Here is a 17,735-nt window from a genome sequence, read left to right on the forward strand (position 1 = left end):
TCGTTGGGCCCACCCGTCCGGCCGGACGTAGCGTCGGATCCATGCGTTCGTCCAAGTTCTCCGCAGCCCTGATCGCCGCCTCGATGGCCGGCACCGTCCTGCTCGCCGGGTGCGGGTCGCCCGACGCGAACGAGACCGATCCGGCCGAGGTGCGGCGCACCGACAACGCCACCCCGACGCCCCAGGGCGACGAGCAGCAGAAGGAGGCCGCGTCGGCCACGCCGTCGCCGTCCGACCTGCCCACCGTCGACTGGGACAACTACGACGACGGCCTGCAGCAGAAGATCGACGGCTACACCGAGGCCAAGAACTGCGACGGCATCACGGGCGAGATCCAGAAGGCCAAGGGCGCGTCGGGCCAGGCCGACCTGATCGGGTACCTCGAGGCGAGCGGAGCGGCCGCCGGCTGCACGTGAGCCTGACGGCCGCTCCCACGCCCAGCGTCCTCAGACGCCGCGGATCAGGTCGGCGCAGCGCTCGCCGATCATCATCGTGGTGATGTTGGGGTTGACGGTCGTCAGCTCGGGCATCACCGAGCCGTCGGCGACCCGCAGGCCCTGGACGCCCTTGACGCGCAGCTCGCTGTCGAGCGGCGACATCAGGTCGTCGTCCGGGCCCATCCGCACCGTGCCCGCCGGGTGGTAGACGGTGTTGTGCGTGGCGCGGACGTACGCCGCCAGCTCCTCGTCGCTCTGCGCGCCGGGGCCGGGCGTCAGCTCGGACTCGGCCCAGTCGGCCATCGGCGCCTGCGCGACGATCTGACGAGCGAGCTTGAGGCCCTCGACCATGACGCGCATGTCGTGGCCCTCGGGGTCGGTGAAGTAGCGCGGGTCGACCTTCGGCTTGTCGCGGAAGTCGCGGCTGCGCAGGCGGACGGTGCCGCGGCTGCGGGCGTGCGTGACGTTGGGCGTCAGGCAGAACGCGTTCTCCGCCGTGGGGTAGCCCTGGCGCAGCGTGTGCATGTCGAACGGCATGGAGCCGTAGTGCATCATCAGGTCCGGCCGGTCGAGCCCGTCGGTGGTGCAGGCGAACACGCCGATCCCCCACCACTGCATGCTCTCGGTGACCATCGGCTGCGCGGCGCGCCACTGGATGACGGCCTCGGGGTGGTCCTGCAGGTGCTCCCCCACGCCGGGTGAGTCGACGACGACCTCGACGCCGGTCTCGCGCAGGTGCTCGGCCGGGCCGATGCCCGAGAGCATGAGGATCTTCGGCGAGTCGATCGCGCCGGCCGACAGCACGACCTCGCGACGCGCGGTGATCCGGCCGATGTGGCTGAACGCGCCGGTGGCGGTGTCGACGCCGGTGCAGCGGGTGCCGTCCATGCGCAGCCGGACCACACGGGTGTCGGTGATCAGCGTGAAGTTGTCGCGCTCGTCGACCACCGGATGCACGTACGACACCGACGACGACGCGCGCGTGCCGTCGGCCTGGCGGTTCACCTGGAAGAAGTTCGCGCCCCGCGTGACGGTGCTGTCGGCGTTGAACGTGACGCGCGGGATGCCGGCGTCCTCGCACGCGTCGAGCAGCGCGACGCCGCACGGGTCGCTGGGCGGGATGTCCATCAGGTGCACCGGGCCGTCGGTGCCGTGGTGCGGCGCGTCGGGTCCGGCGTGGTCGTTGGTCTCCAGACGGGTGAACAGCGGCTTGAGCGCGTCGTAGCCCCAGCCCTTGGCGCCGTGCACCTGCTCCCACTCGTCGAGGTCCTCGCGCGGCGCCCAGAACGCGATGCACGAGTTGTGCGACGAGCAGCCGCCCATCACCTTGGCGCGCGCGTGGCGCAGGAACGAGTTGCCGTTCTCCTGCGGCTCCACCGGGTAGTCCCAGTCGTATCCCGACTCGAGCAGCTCCATCCAGCGGTCGAGCCGCAGGATCTCGTCACGGCCGCGGTCGTCGGGGCCGGCCTCGACCAGCGCCACCGTCACCGACGGGTCCTCGCTGAGGCGGGCCGCGACGACGGCGCCGGCGGACCCGCCGCCCACCACCACGTAGTCGAACTCGTTGCTGCTCATCGTCGTCTCTTCCTGTCGTGCGATCGTGCGGAGCGTCAGTCGCGCTCGGGGAACCAGCCGGTGACGGCGGGCTCGAGGTTCTGGTAGACGTGCTTGGGCTCGGTGTACTCCTCCAGGCCCGTCGGCCCGAGCTCGCGCCCGACGCCGGAGTGCCCGAAGCCGCCCCACTCGGCCTGTGGCAGGTAGGGGTGGAAGTCGTTGATCCACACCGTGCCGTGACGCAGCCGGTTGGCCACGCGCTGGGTGCGCGACGCGTCGGTCGACCAGACGCCGGCCGCCAGGCCGTAGCGGGTGTCGTTGGCGATCGCGACGGCCTCGTCCTCGGTGCGGAACGTCTCGACGGTCATCACCGGCCCGAAGCCCTCGTCCTGGACGACCGACATGTCGGACGTCACCTGGTCGACGACGGTGGGCGCGTAGTAGAAGCCGTCGGCGAGCGGGCCCTCGCCCCAGGTGCCGCCGCAGCGGACGCGCGCACCCTCGTCGACGCCGGCCTGGACGTACGCCGTCACCTTGTCGCGGTGGGCCGCGGAGATCAGCGGCCCGGTGTCGACGTCGTTGTCGAACGGCCCGCCCATGACGATCTGCTGCGCGCGGCGCACCAGCTCGTCGACGAACGTCTCGGCCACCGACTCCTCGACCACCAGGCGCGAGCCCGCCGAGCAGACCTGGCCGGAGTGCAGGAACGCGGCGTTGAGGGCGTTGTCGAGCGCGGCGTCGAGGTCGGCGTCGGCGAACACCACGTACGGGTTCTTGCCGCCGAGCTCCAGGGCCACCTTCTTGACGCTCGCCGCGGCCGACGCGGCGATGACCTTGCCGGTGGCCAGCCCGCCGGTGAACGAGACGAGGTCGACGTCGGGGTGCTCGGACAGCACCGCGCCCGCGTCGACGCCGGTGCCCGTGACGAGGTTCGCGACGCCCGCCGGCACGCCCGCGGCCGTCAGCACGTCCATCAGGACGATCGCGGTGCTGGGCGTCAGCTCGCTGGGCTTGAGCACGAACGTGCAGCCGGCGGCGATCGCGGGCGCGACCTTCCAGGCCACCTGCAGCAGCGGGTAGTTCCAGGGTGAGATCAGGCCGCAGACGCCCACGGGCTCGCGCTGGACGCGGCTGACGACGTCGGGGCTGCCGGCGTCGACGAGCCGTCCGGCGTCCTGGCCGGCGATCTTGCCGAAGTAGGAGAAGCAGGCCGCGATGTCGTCCATGTCGAGGCGGCTCTCGTAGATCCGCTTGCCGGTGTCGAGCGACTCCGCGCGCGCCAGCTCCTCCTTGCGCTCGCGGATCTGCGCGGCCACCGCGAGCAGGACGTCGCCGCGCTCGAAGCCGGTGGTGCGACGCCACGGGCCCGCGAAGGCGCGCGTGGCGGCCTCGATCGCGCGGACGGTGTCGGCGCGGCCGGCCTCCGAGACGGTGGCGACCGCGGTGCCGTCGGCGGGGCATCGGATCTCACGGGTGCCGCCGTCCGCGGCCGCCTCCCAGCGTCCGTCGATGTACAGCGTCGTGGCGCTCACGCGGGCTCCTCGGGTCTCGGGATGGTGCCTCCCGAGGATTCTGGACCACGCCGACGCGTCGTGCGTCCGCGAGGGCCCACCGACACGTCCCGGTAGCGTCGGCGTCATGGAGCCGCACCCGATCCTCGGCCTGACCCCGCACCCCGAGGGCGGGTGGTTCCGCGAGACGTGGCGCAGCGCGCACGACGTCCAGCTGCCCGGGTACGAGGGCCTGCGGTCCACCGCGACGGCGATCCTGTACTCGCTCGGCGACGGCGAGGAGTCGGCCTGGCACCGCGTCGCGTCCGACGAGCTGTGGATGCACCACAGCGGGCCGGCGCTCGTGCTGGGCCTGGCCGAGGGTGACGCGCCGCCCGCCGACGCCGACGTCGAGCGTCGGCTCGGCACCGACCTCGACGCCGGCGAGCAGCCGCAGGTGCTGGTGCACGCCGGGTGGTGGCAGCGGGCGCGCACGGCCGGTCCGGGGCGGGCCCTGGTGACGTGCGTGGTCTCCCCCGGCTTCACCTACGCCGACTTCGCCCTCGCGGACGCCGACCCTCGAGTCGCCGGGCAGGAGCCCGGCCAGACCTGATCGTCGATCCGGCGGCCCGACCTACACGAGATCGACCGGATCGATGACCTGATTTCACGAACTGCCGAATAGGGACATTCGCGTCTCAACCGGACTCGGGTCGATCTACGTTTCGCAGGCAACCACGCACACAGGCCCTGACGGTCCACGGCGCTGGTGAGCACAAAGCGAGCGAGTCGTTCTCGCCGCCCGTCGTCGATTCTCGGAGGAAGACCATCATGTCCGGCACCCCCCACACGAACCCGCAAGGCTTCGAGCAGATGCGCAACCCCAAGGCCGAGGCCAAGGCCGCCCGTGCGTACGCCAAGGCCACCCGACCCTGGTTCAAGAAGAAGCGCTGGTGGGGTGCGGCGTTCGTGCTCGTGGTCATCGGCGCGACGGTCGCTAGCAACGGCGGCGGTTCGGAGACGCCCGCTCCCGTCGCGGCGACGGAGGCGAGCGCAGCCCCTGCCGCGACCCCGACGGCCGAGGAGGTGGCGGCCTCGGACGAGGAGGCGGCTGCGGAGGAGCCGGCTGTCGAGAAGGAGCCCGAGATGACCGCCTCGCAGGAGAACGCCGTGCAGGCGGCCGAGAACTACCTCGAGTTCGCGCCGTTCTCCAAGAAGGGCTTGATCCAGCAGCTGTCGTCCGACGCCGGTGACGGTTACCCCAAGGCCGACGCGAAGTTCGCCGTCAACCACATCGAGGTGGACTGGAACAAGCAGGCAGCCAAGGCGGCCAAGAACTACCTCGAGATGACGTCGTTCTCCCGGTCCGGACTGATCGAGCAGCTGACCTCGAGCGCGGGTGACGGTTACACGCAGGAGCAGGCCGAGTACGGAGTCACCAAGGCGGGGCTCTGAGGGCCGACCTCGAACCAAGGACGGCGCGCCCCGTCTGGCATTGAGGGAAGACTCCGATCCAGTTCCAGAACCCCGGACGCCACCGCGGGCGTCCGGGGTTCTCCACACGGTGGACTCGCACGAGCCTGTCCGTCCGCTCGTCGGCCTCGTCACCGTCGGGCTCGAGCCTCGCCCTCGCGGACGCGGGCCCGACAGGCGAGGATGGGGCGATGACCGACACCGACGACACGACCCAGCAGGTCCTCGACTCCGCCACGAGGCTGCTCGCCTCCGGCGGCGAGACCTCCGTCAACGACCAGTACGTCGCCGACGACACCGGGCTCCCCGTCGGGGTGGTGCGCGACGCGCTCGTCTCCCTCGGCGACGGCGTCCTCACCACCCAGATCTTCGAGGACGGCTCGATCAGCGTGCTGGGGCTCGGCGAGTCCTGACGTCCGTCGCGTCCGCGATCTGATGCCTTCTGGTGCTCAAGGACAGGGTTTGAGGACCACAAGGCATCGGATCGGGGACGCGGGGCCGGCTACTCCGAGCGCTGGGGCTCGTCGCGCTCGCGGGGCTCGTCGGTGACGGCGCCGGGGCTGGTGCCGCCCTCGGACGCGAACGGGGTGCCCGTCTCGGCACCGCCGTCGCCCTTCTCGTCCTGCTCGTCGTCGCTGGACGGCGCGCTGTAGGACTCGTCGCCGGCAGGGTCGGTGGGAGAGGTCATGCGTCCACCCTCGCGGCAACGAGCGACGCCCGCACGATCAGCGCCGCCGCGCCGCGCCCCGGTGCTCGCGGGTCCGCTGCTTCCAGACCTTGAGCTCGGCGGCCCGCAGCCGCGCGTCGCTGCGCCGGGCCATGTAGGCGGCCTCGCGCTGCAGCGCCCGCCAGCTGTCGTAGCGGCGCACCGTCAGGGAGCCGTCGTCCAGGGCGGCCCGAACCGCGCAGCCGGGCTCGCCGGCGTGGCCGCAGTCGGCGAAGCGGCACGACGCGACCAGCTCCTCCACGTCGGCGAACGTCGCCGCGACGCCCTCGGCGCCCGAGCCCAGGCCCACCTGGCGCAGGCCCGGCGTGTCGACCACCGCTCCCCCGCCGGGCAGGAGGACCAGCTCGCGGCGGACGGACGTGTGCCGCCCGCGTCCGTCCGAGCGGATGCCGCGGGTGAGCAGCACGTCGGCGCCGACCAGCGCGTTGGCGAGGCTGGACTTGCCCGCGCCCGACGAGCCCAGCAGCGCGAGCGTGCCGGACGCGGCCCGGGCGCGCAGCGCGTCGAGCCCGCGGCCGTCCTCGACGCTGCACACCACCACCTCGACCCCGGGCACCTCGGCGAGGACGTCGGCGGCGACGTCGTCGGCGTCCGCCGCGAGGTCGGCCTTGGTGAGGACGACGACGGGCTGCGCACCGCTCTCCCACGCCAGCGCGACGAGCCGCTCGACGCGGGCGACCGACGGCATCTGGTCCAGACCGCAGACCGCCGCGGCACTGGTGACGTTGGCCGCCAGCGCCTGCACCTCCGATCGTCCGGACGCCATCGCGCGGACGACGCACGTGCGTCGCGGCAGCAGGTGCTCGAGCGTGGCGCGCTGGTCGGGCCAGCGGCGGACCAGGCCCCAGTCGCCGACGCAGGGCCCGAGGGTGGAGTCGCGGGCCGTCGCGTCGAGCGGGCCGCCGCCGAGGCCGGCGCGGATCGGGCCGTCGGCGGTCATCAGGGTGGACAGGCCGCGGTCGACGCGGGTGAGGCGACCGGGGAGGAGATCGGGGTCGAGGGTGCGGGCCGTGGCGGCCCAGGAGTCGTCCCAGCCGAGGGACGTGAGGATGTCGTTCACGTGGAGGCTCTCTGCTTGCTCCCGTGCGCGGCCGGGCCGACCGGTCAGGTCAGGGCGCGACGGGCGGGGTCGGGCGGTCGGTGCCGAGTCGCACGGTCATGGCCCTCCTTTCCGCTCCGGTGGTGTCTCTGCGGCGAAACTAGACCCGGTCGGCGCCGGGCCGCACCTGGTTTTCCGCCGCCTCCTCGGGAACCGGCTCGGCCCCCCGCGCGCGGCGCGCGATCGCGTCCTCGACGACGCGGCGCGTCCGCTCCTCCAGCTCGTCGCCGAACTGGTGCTGGTCGAGCACCACCTGCTCCAGCTCGGGCTCGAGGTCCTCGCGCGGCTGCCCGTCGAGCTGCTGCTGCCAGGGCATCCGGGCCCGCTCGCGGAACCGGCGCACCAGCTCGAGCCGGGCGCGCGACGTGGACGCGGACGGGAACACGCGCTCGGCCGACGCGTTGAGCGCGGCGCCGATGAGCACCGAGATCGACAGCACGTACAGCCACAGCAGGATCGCGATGGGCGCGGCGAGCGGCCCGTAGATCGACGTCGACTGCCCCGCGTCGGCCGTCACGCCCAGCGCGCCGCGGACGGCCCAGCTGCCGAGGATCCACATGGTCAGCGTCAGCACGGCGCCGGGCAGGTCGTACCACCAGCTCGTCCGGACGGGCACCGACAGGTGGTACAGCGTGGTGAGGAAGACGATCGACAGCAGCAGCACCGTCGGCCAGTAGAGCCGGGCGACGAACGCGAAGCTCTCGGGCACGAACTGGTCGACGAGCGTGGGTCCGGCCAGGATCAGCGGCACGAGCACGATGCCGAGCAGCAGCGCCACCACGTACAGCGCGAACGACAGCGCCCGCGTCTTGACGATGCCGCGGCGCCCGCCCAGGCCGTACATGATCGTGATGGTGTCGATGAAGACGTTGAGCGCGCGCGAGCCCGACCACAGCGCGAGCACGAACCCGATGGAGATGACGTCGATGCGTCCGCCACGCAGGACGTCGTCGAGCGTCGGCTCGATCACCGCCTCCACCGTGGACGGCGTGAGCGCCTGCGACACGATGTCGAGGATCCGGTCCTTGAACACGTCGACCTCGGCCACCTGGAACCGGTTGGCGACGTACCCGACGCTGCCCGCCAGCCCGAAGATCAGCGGCGGCAGGGACAAGATGGCGAAGAACGCGGCCTCGGCGGCCAGGCCGGTGACGCGGTAGCGGAAGCAGCTGGCGACGGTGCCGGTGATGATCCGCCAGAGCGTGTGGCGGGCCTCGCGCCAGCGCGAAGCGGTGGCCGACGGCGCCGGTGCGGCGTCGTCCGCACGCGCTCCCGCCTCGGCTGACATGCGCCTACGGTAACGACATGGACCCCCTCCAGCGTGTACCTGAGAACCAGGCGCCGCCGCTCGTCGGGCGCGACACCGTGGCCGACGACGCCGCCCTCGCCGACGCCGTCCGCGCGTTCGCCGGCGACGGCGCCGACGCGGTGCTGGCGTCGCTGACGCCGCTGGGACGTCTGGCGGGGTCGGCCGAGGCCCGCGAGCACGGGATGCGGGCCAACGAGAACGGGCCGCGGCTGCGCACCGCCGACCGGTACGGCCGCCGCGTCGACGAGGTCGACTTCCACCCGTCGTACCACTGGGTGATGGACCGCGGCGTCGGCCACGGCCTGGCCGGCGCGGCCTGGACGTCGGACGAGCCGTCGCCCCACCTGCGGCGCGCGGCGGGGTACGTCGCGTGGACGCACGTCGAGCCGGGCCACGCCTGCCCGATGACCATGACGTACGCCGCCGTGCCCGCCCTGCGCGCCGACGAGGGCCTGGCCAAGCAGTGGTCGCCCGGTCTGACGTCGCGCGCCTACGACCCCGGCCTGCGCACGCCGGACGACAAGGGCGGCCTGCTCGCCGGCATGGGCATGACCGAGAAGCAGGGCGGCTCGGACGTCCGTGCCAACCTCACCGTCGCCGAGCCCACGTCCACGCCCGGCGAGTACCTGCTGCGCGGCCACAAGTGGTTCACCAGCGCGCCCATGAACGACGTGTTCCTCGTCCTCGCGCAGGCCCCCGAGGGCCTCACCTGCTTCCTGGTGCCGCGCGTGCTGCCCGACGGCACCCGCAACCCGTTCGCGATCGTCCGGCTCAAGGACAAGCTCGGGAACAGGTCCAACGCGTCGGCCGAGCTCGAGCTCGACGGCACCCGCGCCACCCGTCTGGGCGACGAGGGTCGCGGCGTCCGCACGATCATCGAGATGGTGGCGGCCACCCGGCTCGACTGCGTGCTCGGCTCGGCGTCCCTGATGCGCCGCGCCACCGCCGAGGCGTCCTGGCACGCGTCGCACCGCGCCGCGTTCGGCTCCACGCTCGCCGGCCAGCCCGCCATGCGGAACGTCCTGGCCGACCTCGCCGTCGAGAGCGACGCCGCGACGCTGCTCGGGCTGCGGCTCGCGTCCAGCGTGGACGCCGCCGACGACGAGCACGAGAAGGCGCTGCGACGGATCGCGCTGCCGCTGGCGAAGTTCTGGGTCTGCAAGCGGACGTCGTTCCAGGTGGCCGAGGCGCTGGAGTGCCTCGGCGGCAACGGCTACGTCGAGGAGTCCGGCATGCCGCTGCTGTTCCGCGAGTCGCCGCTGAACTCGGTGTGGGAGGGCTCGGGCTCGGTCAACGCCCTCGACGTGCTGCGCGCCCTGCAGCGCGAGCCCGGCTGCCTGGAGGCCTGGATCGCTGAGGTGGGGGCGGTGCGCAGGGCCGACCGTCGCCTCGACGACGCCGTCGACGACGTGCTCGCCGGGCTGGGCGAGCTGGAGGACGCCGAGGCCCGCGCGCGCCACGTCGCTTCGCGGATGGCGGTCTGCCTGCAAGGCGCCCTGCTGCTGCGTCACGGGGCGCCGGCCGTCGCCGACGCGTTCTGCGCCAGCCGGCTCGGCGGCGACTGGGGCGGCGTCTTCGGCACCCTCCCGTCCGGGCTCGACCTGCAGGCGATCGTCGAACGGACGACGCCGGCGTCCTGACGGGGCCCTACCCTTCGGCCATGCGTGAGTACGTCTCGGCCGCCCTGTGCGGAGCCCTGGTCACCCTGGTCGCCTGCGCCGTCTCGGGCGCCGGCGCCGCCACGGCCGCACTGGCCGTCGGCGCGACGCTCGCCGTCCTGGCCTGGGCCACCGCGCAGCTGTCGCAGGACACCGAGGCGGGCATCCCGGTGGCGGACGTGGCGTGGGGCTTCGCGCTCGCGCTCCGCGGACGGACGGCGCCGGGCCGGCTGCTGCCGCTCGTCGCCGCGCAGGTGGTGGGCGCGGTCGTCGCCGGGCTGGGTGCGTCGCTGGTCGGCGGACGGCTGGCCGCCACCCCCGACGTCGCTCCCCCGGGCCTCGGCACGGCCGCGCTGCTCGGCGTGGTCGTGGGGCTCGTCGGCGGGCTGGCCGCGGTGCTGGCCGACCTGCACGCGCAGGACGCCGCCGCCGGGCTGTCGGGCGTCGTCGGCGGGGCCCTCCTGCCGGGTGCGCTAGGGTCCGCCGCGCACCCCGCAGCGCTGCTCGGCGTCGCCGCAGCGGGCTCCCTGGGCTGGACGACGGCCCTGGTGACCGGGGTCACGGTGCTGGTCGGCCACGGGCTCGCAGGCCTGTGGATGCGGGCCGTGGTGGCCGAGGCCGAGGTCCTCTGAGCCGGTCCGGCCACGCCGAGTGTCCAGCATGTGGATGCCATGTCCACATGTCGAGACCACCGTTTGTGCGCCGTTCACGTGCGATCCAGACTGATCCCATGCTCAGCGCCTCGACGACCCACCTGGTGGTCCGCCGCCACGTGGACCTCGGACGTCTGCGTAGCCAGATGTGTCGCACGTCCTCGGACCTCGCGACCGCCTGAGCAGCTTCTCCCCCTCGGCATCGGACGCGCGGCCAGAGCCGCACTCCGGTGCCTTTCTGCTGTCGCGTCCTGCCCTCCTCGACCGAAGGACGCCTTCTCGCATGACCAGCACGCAGACGCCCGCGCGCCGCCCCCGCCCCAAGCGCGGCGAGGGCCAGTGGGCGCTGGGCTACCGCGAGCCGCTCAACGCCAACGAGCAGTCCAAGAAGGACGACAACCCGCTCAACGTGCGGGCGCGCATCGAGAACATCTACGCGCACCGCGGGTTCTCCTCGATCGACCCCGGCGACCTGCGCGGACGGTTCCGCTGGTGGGGCCTGTACACCCAGCGTCGTCCCGGGATCGACGGCGGCAAGACCGCCACCCTGGAGCCCGAGGAGCTCGACGACGAGTTCTTCATGCTCCGCGTCCGCATCGACGGCGGCCAGCTCGACCTCGAGCAGCTGCGCGCCGTCGGCGAGATCTCGCGTGACCACGCCCGCGACACCGCCGACCTCACCGACCGCCAGAACGTCCAGTACCACTGGATCGACGTCCGCGACATGCCCGCGATCTGGGACAAGCTCGAGGGCGTCGGCCTGTCGACGCAGGAGGCCTGCGGCGACTGCCCGCGCGTCGTGCTCGGCAGCCCCGTCGCCGGCATCGCCGAGGACGAGATCATCGACGGCACCGCCGCGATCGAGGAGATCGAGCGCCTCTACATCGGCGACCGCGAGCTGTCGAACCTCCCCCGCAAGTTCAAGACCGCGATCTCGGGCCACCCCAGCCACGACGTCGTCCCGCAGATCAACGACATCGCGTTCGTCGGCGTCGAGCACCCCGAGCACGGCCCCGGCTTCGACCTTTTCGTCGGCGGCGGCCTGTCCACCAACCCGATGCTCGCCCAGCGCCTCGGCGCCTGGGTGCCGCTCGCGGAGGTGCCCGAGGTCTGGAAGGGCGTCGTCGAGGTCTTCCGCGACTACGGCTACCGCCGCCTGCGCACCCGTGCGCGCATCAAGTTCCTCGTCGCCGACTGGGGCCCGGAGAAGTTCCGCGAGGTGCTGGAGAAGGAGTACCTCGGCCGCACGCTCGTCGACGGCCCCGAGGCCTTCGCGCCCGAGACGCCCGGCGACCACGTCGGCGTGCACCGTCAGAAGGACGGCAGGTTCTACGTCGGCGTCGCCCCGTCGGTCGGACGCATCTCCGGCAGCCTGCTGCTCAAGCTCGCCGACGTCGTCGAGGCGCACGGCAGCACCCGCGTGCGCACCACCCCGATGCAGAAGCTGGTCGTGCTCGACGTCGACGAGGACCAGGTCGAGCCGCTGATCGCCGCGCTCGACGAGCTCGGGCTGCACGCGCGTCCGTCGGCCTGGCGCCGCAACACGATGGCCTGCACCGGCATCGAGTTCTGCAAGCTGGCCATCGTCGAGACCAAGGCCCGTGCGGCCGGCCTCGCCGAGGAGATGACGCGGCGCATCCCCGACCTCGACGTGCCGATCACGGTCAACGTCAACGGCTGCCCCAACTCGTGCGCCCGCATCCAGACCGCCGACATCGGCCTCAAGGGCCAGCTGGTCCCCGGGCCCGACGGCTCGCAGGTCGAGGGGTTCCAGGTGCACCTCGGCGGTGCGCTCGGCCTCGAGGCCGGCTTCGGTCGCAAGCTGCGCGCGCACAAGGTGACCGGCGACGACCTCGCCGACTACGTCGAGGGCATCACCCGCCGCTACCTCGACGCCCGCACCGACGGCGAGTCGTTCGCCCGCTGGGTGTCCCGCGCCGACGAGGAGGCGCTGCGATGACCGGCCGCGCCGTCCCGTTCCACTGCCCCTACTGCGCCGACGAGGACCTGCGTCCCCACGGCGAGAAGCACGGCGAGTGGGAGTGCCGCTCGTGCCTGAGGGCGTTCCGGCTCTCGTTCATCGGGCAGCTCGCCCCGCACCAGACTGGAGGTGACCTCGCATGACCCTGACGTCCCCCGAAGGCCGACTGATCGGCCGCTCGCCCGCCGAGCTCGAGGAGACCGCGCGCATCGCGGGCGCCGAGCTGGAGCTGGCGCCGGCCGAGATCATCCTGGGCTGGGCCGTCGAGATGTTCGGCGACCGGTTCGCGATCACGTCGTCGATGACCGACGCCGTGCTGGCCCACCTCGCCTCGACCGTGGCGCCCGGCGTCGACGTCGTCTTCCTCGACACCGGCTACCACTTCGCCGAGACGATCGGCACCCGCGACGCCGTCGCGGCCACGCTGCCCGTCACCGTCGTGAATGTCCGCGCCAAGCAGACCGTCGCCGAGCAGGACGCCACCGAGGGCAAGGACCTGTGGGCGCGCGACCCCGACCGCTGCTGCGCGCTGCGCAAGGTCGAGCCCCTGCGCGACGCGCTCGCCGGCTACGACGCCTGGGCCACCGGCCTGCGCCGCGAGGAGACCCACGACCGCGTCATCGCCCCCGTCATCGGCTGGGACGACCGCAAGCAGAAGGTCAAGATCTCTCCGCTCGCGCGCTGGACGCAGGCCGACATCGACCGCTACATCGCCGACAACAACGTCCTGGTCAACCCGCTGCAGTACGACGGCTACCCGTCCATCGGGTGCTTCCCGTGCACGCGCCGGGTCGCCCCGGGCGAGGACGCCCGCGCCGGACGCTGGTCCGGCACCGGCAAGTCCGAGTGCGGCATCAACCTCTGATTCTCCCACCCCCAGCACCACCGCATGACCTCAGGAAGGAGGCACGCACCATGACCGCACCAGCCCTGGTCGCCGTCGCACACGGCAGCCGAGACCCACGTTCGGCCGCCACCATCACTGCCCTCACGGAGACGGTCGCATGCATGCGTCCCGACCTGAGGATCGAGACCGCGTTCCTCGAGCTCGCCGACCCGTCGTTCCCGACGACCGTCGACCGGCTCGTCGCGGAGGGCTACGACGAGATCGTCGTCGTCCCGCTGCTCATCACCCGCGCGTTCCACGCCACCGTGGACGTCCCCGCCGCGATCGAGACCGCCGCCCAGCGTCACCCCGGTCTCAAGATCCACGCCACCGACGTGCTCGGCACCAACAACGGCACCCTCGACGTCCTCGACCGTCGCCTCCGCGCGGCGCTCTCCGGCGCCCGGGTGCGCGAGCTGGACGGCCTGGTGCTGGCCGCGGCGGGCTCCACCGACCAGCTCGCCAACCAGCACGTGGCCCGCGTGGCCCGCGCCTGGGGCGCCCGGCACAAGCTGCCGACGGTGGCCGCGTTCGCCTCGGCGTCCCCGCCGGCGGCCGGTGAGGCCGTCCGCGCCCTGCGCGCCGACGGACGTCGTCACATCGCGATGGGCTCGCTCTTCCTCGCCCCGGGCTTCCTGCCCGACCGCGCGGCCGAGCTCGCCCTCGAGGCCGGAGCCGTCGCCGTCGCCGAGCCCCTCGGCGACGACGAGGAGATCGCCCGCACCGTCCTCGCCCGCTACGCCGTGGGCGCCGTCGAGCTCGTCCCGATCCCGGCCTGACGGGGGTCGATCGTTTACCAGGAGAACCTGGTAATCGATCACTCGTCGAGGAGGCGCGCCTTCTGCTCGTCGACGTCGAAGTCGGCCTGCGGCCAGGGGAGGTCGAGCGCCTCGAGGTGCTCGGCGAGGAGCTGGGCGACGGCCCAGTTGCGGTACCACTTGCGACCGCTGGGGACGACGTGCCACGGCGCCGCCTCGGTGGAGCAGCGCTCGAGGGCGATCGCATACGCCTCGGCGTAGGCGTCCCACAGCTGACGCTCGTCGATGTCGGCCGGGTTGAACTTCCAGTGCTTGGTGGGGTCGTCCAGACGTGCCAGCAGACGGTCGCGCTGGTCGTCCGGCGAGATGTGCAGGAAGCACTTGACGATGGTCACGCCGTCGTCGACGAGGCGCTGCTCGAAGGCGTTGATCGCGTCGTAGCGGCTCTCGATCTCCTCCGGCGGGGCCAGCTGCCGCACGCGTCCGATGAGCACGTCCTCGTAGTGCGAGCGGTCGAAGATGCCGACCGTCCCGGGCCCGGGCACGCCCTTCTCGACGCGCCACAGGAAGTCGTGCTCGAGCTCCTCGGGCGTCGGCTTGCCGAAGGACGTGATCTGCACGCCCTGCGGGTCGAGCAGCCCCACCGCGTGCTTGACGACGCCACCCTTGCCCGCGGTGTCCATCCCCTGCAGCACGAGCAGCACCCGCCGGTGGTCCGACGCCGCCCGCCCGGCCGCGTAGAGCCGCTCCTGGGCGTCCTCGAGCCGTGGCGCGAGCTCGGCCATCGCGTCCTTGCCCTCGGACTTGCCGCCGTCGAAGCCGAGGACCTCGCGCGAGTCGCGTCCCGCGAGGGTCACCGTGCCGGGCTGGACGCGCAGGGTCTCGCTCAGTGAGGTCATGCGCGCCAGCATAGGCACCGACGTGCCCCTGCACCGGTGGCAGGATGGCCGCATGACCAGCCTCCAGCCAGCCCGTCACGCCGTCGTCCTGGGCGGCACCGGGTACGTCGGCAGCCACGTCGTCGAGGGCCTGCTCGCGGCCGGCGCGGCGCGCGTCACCGTCCCCACCCGGCGCTCCACCGACCTGCCCGCGTGGGCCGACGACGACCGCGTGGTGCTGCTCCAGACCGACGTCTCCACCCCGGACGGGTCCACCTACCTCGGCCGGGTGCTCGACGACGCACCACCGGTCACGTTCGCGTCCGCCTCGGTCGGCGGCTGGTGGGAGGGCCCGCACCTCGTCGACCTCGACGCCGACACCTGGGACGGCCTGCTGCGCAGCAACCTGACGTCGCACTGGCTCGCCGCGCGCGCCGTCGTCCCGCACCTGGACCCCGCCGGCTCGGCGTACGTCACCACCAACGGCATCGCGACGGTGCAGCCCGAGGCCGCCTCGGGCCCGGTGAGCGTCACCGGCGCGGCGCAGACGATGCTGCTCGACGTCCTGCGGGCCGAGGAGTCGCGCGAGGCCGTCCGCTTCCACGAGCTGTGCATCGTCAACCCGATCGTCGACGACGGCCAGGCCGAGCACGCCGACGAGGCGGTCGTCGAGATCGGTGACGTGGTCGCGCGCGTCCTCGCCCTCGGCGCGGGCTCGGACGCCGGCGCCCACCAGGTGCGCCTCGGCCGGCTCTGACCATGCCCCTGGGCCTGCCCGTGCCGGTCGACCTCGCACCCATGCTGGCGCGGGCCGTCGACACGGTGCCGGCCGGCGACTACGCCTACGAACCCAAGTGGGACGGCTACCGCTGCCTGCTGTTCCGCGACGGCGACGACGTGGTGCTCGGGTCGCGGTCGGGCAAGGCGCTCACGCGCTACTTCCCCGAGCTGGTCGACGCCGTCCTGGCCAGCGCGCTGCCGCGGCGGTGCGCGCTCGACGGCGAGATCGTCGTCCCCGTCGCCGGGCGGCTGGACTGGGACCGCCTCAGCGACCGCATCCACCCGTCCGCCGCCCGCGTCCGCGAGCTCGCCGCGGCCACCCCGGCCTCGTTCGTCGCGTTCGACCTGCTCGCGGACGGTGACGACTCCTGCCTCGACCTGCCGTTCTCCGACCGCCGCGCCCGCCTGGAACGGGTGCTCGAGCCCGTCGACCCACCCCTCCACCTCAGCCGCGTGACCCACGACGTCGACGTCGCCCGGGGCTGGTTCGACACCTTCGAGGGCGCCGGCCTGGACGGCGTGGTGGCCAAGCCCGTCGGCGCCCGCTACTCCCCCGGCCGCCGCACCATGCTCAAGGTCAAGCACCAGCGCACCGCCGACACCGTGCTCGCCGGGTACCGCCCGCACAAGCGCTCCAGCGCCGCCCGCCCCCTGCTGGGCTCGATGCTGCTCGGCCTCTGGGACGACGACGGCGTGCTGCAGTTCGTCGGCGGCTGCGCGGCCTTCGCCGACGGCGTGCGCGCCGACCTCGCCGCCATGCTCGACGAGCTGCGCGTCGACGCCGGCGACCACCCCTGGACGTCGGGCGAGCGCGGCGAGGACGACCGCCGTCCGGAGAACGAGCACCGCTGGAGCGGCGCCAAGGACCAGGCGTTCGTCCCGCTCGACCCCCGCGTCGTCGTCGAGGTGGCCTACGACCAGCTGCAGTCGCGACGCTTCCGTCACGCCACCCAGTTCGTGCGGTTCCGCCCCGACCGCGACCCCGCGTCCTGCACCTACGACCAGCTCGACGTCCCCGCCGCCTACGACCTGTCCGACGTCCTGCAGTGACCGCCTAGGCTGGCGTCATGTACTCCGTCGTGCTGCTGACCGAACAGGCCCTGACCGAGCTCGACGTGCGCCAGGTGGTGTCGCTGCACGAGGGGCTGGACGACACCGTCGAGTACCACGTGCTGCTGCCCGTCGACGACGCCGCGGCCGCCATGGCCGCCTCGCTCGGCACCCTCGGCGGCGTCGACGTCGTGCCCGTCGGCGACCCCGAGGACGTCCGGCACATGCAGCACCTCACCGAGGAGGCCGGTGCCGACCAGCTCGCCACCACCACCGCCGGGCTCGAGGCCGCCGGCCAGCAGGTCACCGGCCACCTCACCACCGACGACCCCGTCCGCGCGCTCGAGGCGCTCGTCGCCGAGGTGAAGGCCGACGAGGCCATCGTCCTCACCCAGCCGCACCTGGTGCGCGAGTTCTTCGGCCTCGACTGGGCCGCCCGCGCCAAGCGTGCCCTCGACATCCCCACCCTCCACCTGCTCGAGCACGAGACCTTCGACGAGCAGTCCGGCGGAGGGGAAGGCGTAGGTCTGATCTGACGCCCGCTCGTCGGGCGTCGCGTGCGTGGCTCAGTAGGCTGGAGACATGGCCTACGACGTGGAGAAGACCGACGAGGAGTGGCGGGCTGAGCTGAGCCCGCAGGAGTACGACGTGCTGCGCAAGGCGGGCACGGAGCGGCCGTTCAGCAGCTCGTACGAGACCGACCCGACCCCCGGCGTGTACGCCTGCCGGGCGTGCGGCGCCGAGCTGTTCCGCAGCGACACCAAGTTCGACGCGCACTGCGGCTGGCCGGCCTTCTGGTCCCCGCTGGCGGGCGACCGCGTCGAGCTGATCGAGGACCGCTCGATGTTCTCGGTGCGCACCGAGGTGCGCTGCGCGCGCTGCGGCTCGCACCTGGGGCACGTCTTCGAGGGCGAGGGCTTCGGCACCCCCACCGACCAGCGCTACTGCATCAACGGCGTCAGCCTGACCCTGGAGCCGGACGCCGACAAGGCCTAGCGCCCC

The 17,735-nt window shown here is 73.0% G+C and carries 20 protein-coding genes; 14 read left to right on the top strand and 6 right to left on the bottom strand.

What is annotated here, in order from left to right:
• Nucleotides 1-41 precede the first annotated feature (41 nt).
• Complete coding sequence (locus ACI6PP_RS07890; protein ID WP_421110570.1) at nt 42-416, top strand: hypothetical protein; 375 nt, start codon at nt 42-44, stop codon at nt 414-416.
• 30 nt (nt 417-446) lie between these two features.
• Here the strand turns inward: ACI6PP_RS07890 and ACI6PP_RS07895 are convergent, their stop codons facing one another.
• Both ACI6PP_RS07895 and ACI6PP_RS07900 read right to left on the bottom strand, forming a co-directional pair.
• A complete protein-coding gene (locus ACI6PP_RS07895; protein ID WP_421110572.1) occupies nt 447-2,012 on the bottom strand; it encodes a GMC family oxidoreductase in 1,566 nt (521 codons plus the stop codon).
• 35 nt (nt 2,013-2,047) lie between these two features.
• The gene (locus ACI6PP_RS07900) at nt 2,048-3,523 is read right to left on the bottom strand and encodes an aldehyde dehydrogenase family protein (RefSeq protein WP_421110574.1); all 1,476 of its coding nucleotides are present in this window, start codon (nt 3,521-3,523) and stop codon (nt 2,048-2,050) included.
• A 106-nt stretch (nt 3,524-3,629) separates the two neighbouring features.
• On the opposite strand from ACI6PP_RS07900, the gene ACI6PP_RS07905 reads away from it, so the two are divergent.
• The 3 genes from ACI6PP_RS07905 (at nt 3,630) to ACI6PP_RS07915 (ending at nt 5,367) form a co-directional block, all read left to right on the top strand.
• Complete coding sequence (locus ACI6PP_RS07905; protein WP_421110575.1) at nt 3,630-4,094, top strand: cupin domain-containing protein; 465 nt, start codon at nt 3,630-3,632, stop codon at nt 4,092-4,094.
• Between the two features lie 218 nt (nt 4,095-4,312).
• The gene (locus ACI6PP_RS07910) at nt 4,313-4,936 is read left to right on the top strand and encodes an Ltp family lipoprotein (protein ID WP_421110577.1); all 624 of its coding nucleotides are present in this window, start codon (nt 4,313-4,315) and stop codon (nt 4,934-4,936) included.
• A 209-nt stretch (nt 4,937-5,145) separates the two neighbouring features.
• Complete coding sequence (locus tag ACI6PP_RS07915) at nt 5,146-5,367, top strand: hypothetical protein (protein ID WP_421110579.1); 222 nt, start codon at nt 5,146-5,148, stop codon at nt 5,365-5,367.
• A gap of 89 nt (nt 5,368-5,456) precedes the next feature.
• Here ACI6PP_RS07915 and ACI6PP_RS07920 read toward each other — a convergent pair whose 3' ends face one another.
• The 3 genes from ACI6PP_RS07920 to ACI6PP_RS07930 form a co-directional block, all read right to left on the bottom strand.
• Nucleotides 5,457-5,642, bottom strand: coding sequence for a hypothetical protein (locus ACI6PP_RS07920; RefSeq protein WP_421110580.1), 186 nt, complete (start codon nt 5,640-5,642; stop codon nt 5,457-5,459).
• Nucleotides 5,643-5,679: 37 nt separating this feature from the next.
• Nucleotides 5,680-6,741: a ribosome small subunit-dependent GTPase A gene (rsgA, locus tag ACI6PP_RS07925; RefSeq protein WP_421110582.1), complete on the bottom strand. Its 1,062-nt coding sequence runs from the start codon at nt 6,739-6,741 to the stop codon at nt 5,680-5,682.
• Between the two features lie 139 nt (nt 6,742-6,880).
• Nucleotides 6,881-8,068 carry a YihY/virulence factor BrkB family protein gene (locus ACI6PP_RS07930; RefSeq protein WP_421110584.1) on the bottom strand — a complete coding sequence of 396 codons (1,188 nt, stop codon included), beginning with the start codon at nt 8,066-8,068 and terminating at the stop codon, nt 6,881-6,883.
• Between the two features lie 17 nt (nt 8,069-8,085).
• Between ACI6PP_RS07930 and ACI6PP_RS07935 the strand changes: the two genes are divergently transcribed.
• The 6 genes from ACI6PP_RS07935 (at nt 8,086) to ACI6PP_RS07960 (ending at nt 14,046) form a co-directional block, all read left to right on the top strand.
• Nucleotides 8,086-9,729 carry an acyl-CoA dehydrogenase family protein gene (locus ACI6PP_RS07935; RefSeq protein WP_421110585.1) on the top strand — a complete coding sequence of 548 codons (1,644 nt, stop codon included), beginning with the start codon at nt 8,086-8,088 and terminating at the stop codon, nt 9,727-9,729.
• Between the two features lie 20 nt (nt 9,730-9,749).
• Complete coding sequence (locus ACI6PP_RS07940; protein WP_421110586.1) at nt 9,750-10,379, top strand: hypothetical protein; 630 nt, start codon at nt 9,750-9,752, stop codon at nt 10,377-10,379.
• Nucleotides 10,380-10,683: 304 nt separating this feature from the next.
• A complete protein-coding gene (locus ACI6PP_RS07945; protein WP_421110587.1) occupies nt 10,684-12,360 on the top strand; it encodes a nitrite/sulfite reductase in 1,677 nt (558 codons plus the stop codon).
• Nucleotides 12,357-12,524 (top strand): hypothetical protein, encoded by a 168-nt coding sequence (locus ACI6PP_RS07950; protein ID WP_421110589.1) that lies wholly within the window; start codon nt 12,357-12,359, stop codon nt 12,522-12,524. Before ACI6PP_RS07945 ends, ACI6PP_RS07950 begins: the two co-directional genes overlap by 4 nt.
• Nucleotides 12,521-13,246, top strand: coding sequence for a phosphoadenylyl-sulfate reductase (locus tag ACI6PP_RS07955; protein WP_421110591.1), 726 nt, complete (start codon nt 12,521-12,523; stop codon nt 13,244-13,246). The genes ACI6PP_RS07950 and ACI6PP_RS07955 overlap by 4 nt, the downstream gene beginning before the upstream one ends.
• A gap of 50 nt (nt 13,247-13,296) precedes the next feature.
• Nucleotides 13,297-14,046: a sirohydrochlorin chelatase gene (locus ACI6PP_RS07960; protein WP_421110592.1), complete on the top strand. Its 750-nt coding sequence runs from the start codon at nt 13,297-13,299 to the stop codon at nt 14,044-14,046.
• A gap of 38 nt (nt 14,047-14,084) precedes the next feature.
• On the opposite strand, the gene ACI6PP_RS07965 is transcribed toward ACI6PP_RS07960, so the two are convergent.
• Entirely contained in the window at nt 14,085-14,924 is an 840-nt protein-coding gene (locus ACI6PP_RS07965; RefSeq protein ID WP_421110594.1) for a PPK2 family polyphosphate kinase, read from the bottom strand.
• A gap of 52 nt (nt 14,925-14,976) precedes the next feature.
• On the opposite strand from ACI6PP_RS07965, the gene ACI6PP_RS07970 reads away from it, so the two are divergent.
• Genes ACI6PP_RS07970 through msrB form a run of 4 tightly spaced genes read left to right on the top strand, consistent with a single transcriptional unit; the run spans nt 14,977 to nt 17,729 of the window.
• A complete protein-coding gene (locus ACI6PP_RS07970; protein WP_421110596.1) occupies nt 14,977-15,660 on the top strand; it encodes an SDR family NAD(P)-dependent oxidoreductase in 684 nt (227 codons plus the stop codon).
• 2 nt (nt 15,661-15,662) lie between these two features.
• Entirely contained in the window at nt 15,663-16,733 is a 1,071-nt protein-coding gene (locus ACI6PP_RS07975) for an ATP-dependent DNA ligase (protein WP_421110598.1), read from the top strand.
• A gap of 17 nt (nt 16,734-16,750) precedes the next feature.
• On the top strand, nt 16,751-17,269 hold the full coding sequence (locus ACI6PP_RS07980) for a hypothetical protein (protein ID WP_421110600.1): 519 nt from the start codon (nt 16,751-16,753) through the stop codon (nt 17,267-17,269).
• A 46-nt stretch (nt 17,270-17,315) separates the two neighbouring features.
• Entirely contained in the window at nt 17,316-17,729 is a 414-nt protein-coding gene (msrB, locus tag ACI6PP_RS07985) for a peptide-methionine (R)-S-oxide reductase MsrB (RefSeq protein ID WP_421110601.1), read from the top strand.
• The last annotated feature ends 6 nt before the right edge of the window (nt 17,730-17,735 follow it).

This window comes from Solicola agrisoli (genome assembly GCF_049059935.1).
Taxonomy (GTDB): Bacteria; Actinomycetota; Actinomycetes; order Propionibacteriales; family Nocardioidaceae; genus JAURVT01.

Bases quoted from the DNA above. Each gene is read 5' to 3' on its own strand.
- ACI6PP_RS07950 (WP_421110589.1), top strand. From the start codon at position 12,357: ATGACCGGCCGCGCCGTCCCGTTCCACTGCCCCTACTGCGCCGACGAG.
- ACI6PP_RS07945 (WP_421110587.1), top strand. From the start codon at position 10,684: ATGACCAGCACGCAGACGCCCGCGCGCCGCCCCCGCCCCAAGCGCGGC.
- ACI6PP_RS07930 (WP_421110584.1), bottom strand. From the start codon at position 8,068: ATGTCAGCCGAGGCGGGAGCGCGTGCGGACGACGCCGCACCGGCGCCG.
- ACI6PP_RS07910 (WP_421110577.1), top strand. From the start codon at position 4,313: ATGTCCGGCACCCCCCACACGAACCCGCAAGGCTTCGAGCAGATGCGC.
- ACI6PP_RS07905 (WP_421110575.1), top strand. From the start codon at position 3,630: ATGGAGCCGCACCCGATCCTCGGCCTGACCCCGCACCCCGAGGGCGGG.
- ACI6PP_RS07895 (WP_421110572.1), bottom strand. From the start codon at position 2,012: ATGAGCAGCAACGAGTTCGACTACGTGGTGGTGGGCGGCGGGTCCGCC.
- ACI6PP_RS07920 (WP_421110580.1), bottom strand. From the start codon at position 5,642: ATGACCTCTCCCACCGACCCTGCCGGCGACGAGTCCTACAGCGCGCCG.
- ACI6PP_RS07960 (WP_421110592.1), top strand. From the start codon at position 13,297: ATGACCGCACCAGCCCTGGTCGCCGTCGCACACGGCAGCCGAGACCCA.
- ACI6PP_RS07975 (WP_421110598.1), top strand. From the start codon at position 15,663: ATGCCCCTGGGCCTGCCCGTGCCGGTCGACCTCGCACCCATGCTGGCG.
- ACI6PP_RS07915 (WP_421110579.1), top strand. From the start codon at position 5,146: ATGACCGACACCGACGACACGACCCAGCAGGTCCTCGACTCCGCCACG.
- ACI6PP_RS07955 (WP_421110591.1), top strand. From the start codon at position 12,521: ATGACCCTGACGTCCCCCGAAGGCCGACTGATCGGCCGCTCGCCCGCC.
- msrB (WP_421110601.1), top strand. From the start codon at position 17,316: ATGGCCTACGACGTGGAGAAGACCGACGAGGAGTGGCGGGCTGAGCTG.
- ACI6PP_RS07970 (WP_421110596.1), top strand. From the start codon at position 14,977: ATGACCAGCCTCCAGCCAGCCCGTCACGCCGTCGTCCTGGGCGGCACC.
- ACI6PP_RS07890 (WP_421110570.1), top strand. From the start codon at position 42: ATGCGTTCGTCCAAGTTCTCCGCAGCCCTGATCGCCGCCTCGATGGCC.
- ACI6PP_RS07935 (WP_421110585.1), top strand. From the start codon at position 8,086: ATGGACCCCCTCCAGCGTGTACCTGAGAACCAGGCGCCGCCGCTCGTC.
- ACI6PP_RS07980 (WP_421110600.1), top strand. From the start codon at position 16,751: ATGTACTCCGTCGTGCTGCTGACCGAACAGGCCCTGACCGAGCTCGAC.
- ACI6PP_RS07965 (WP_421110594.1), bottom strand. From the start codon at position 14,924: ATGACCTCACTGAGCGAGACCCTGCGCGTCCAGCCCGGCACGGTGACC.
- ACI6PP_RS07940 (WP_421110586.1), top strand. From the start codon at position 9,750: ATGCGTGAGTACGTCTCGGCCGCCCTGTGCGGAGCCCTGGTCACCCTG.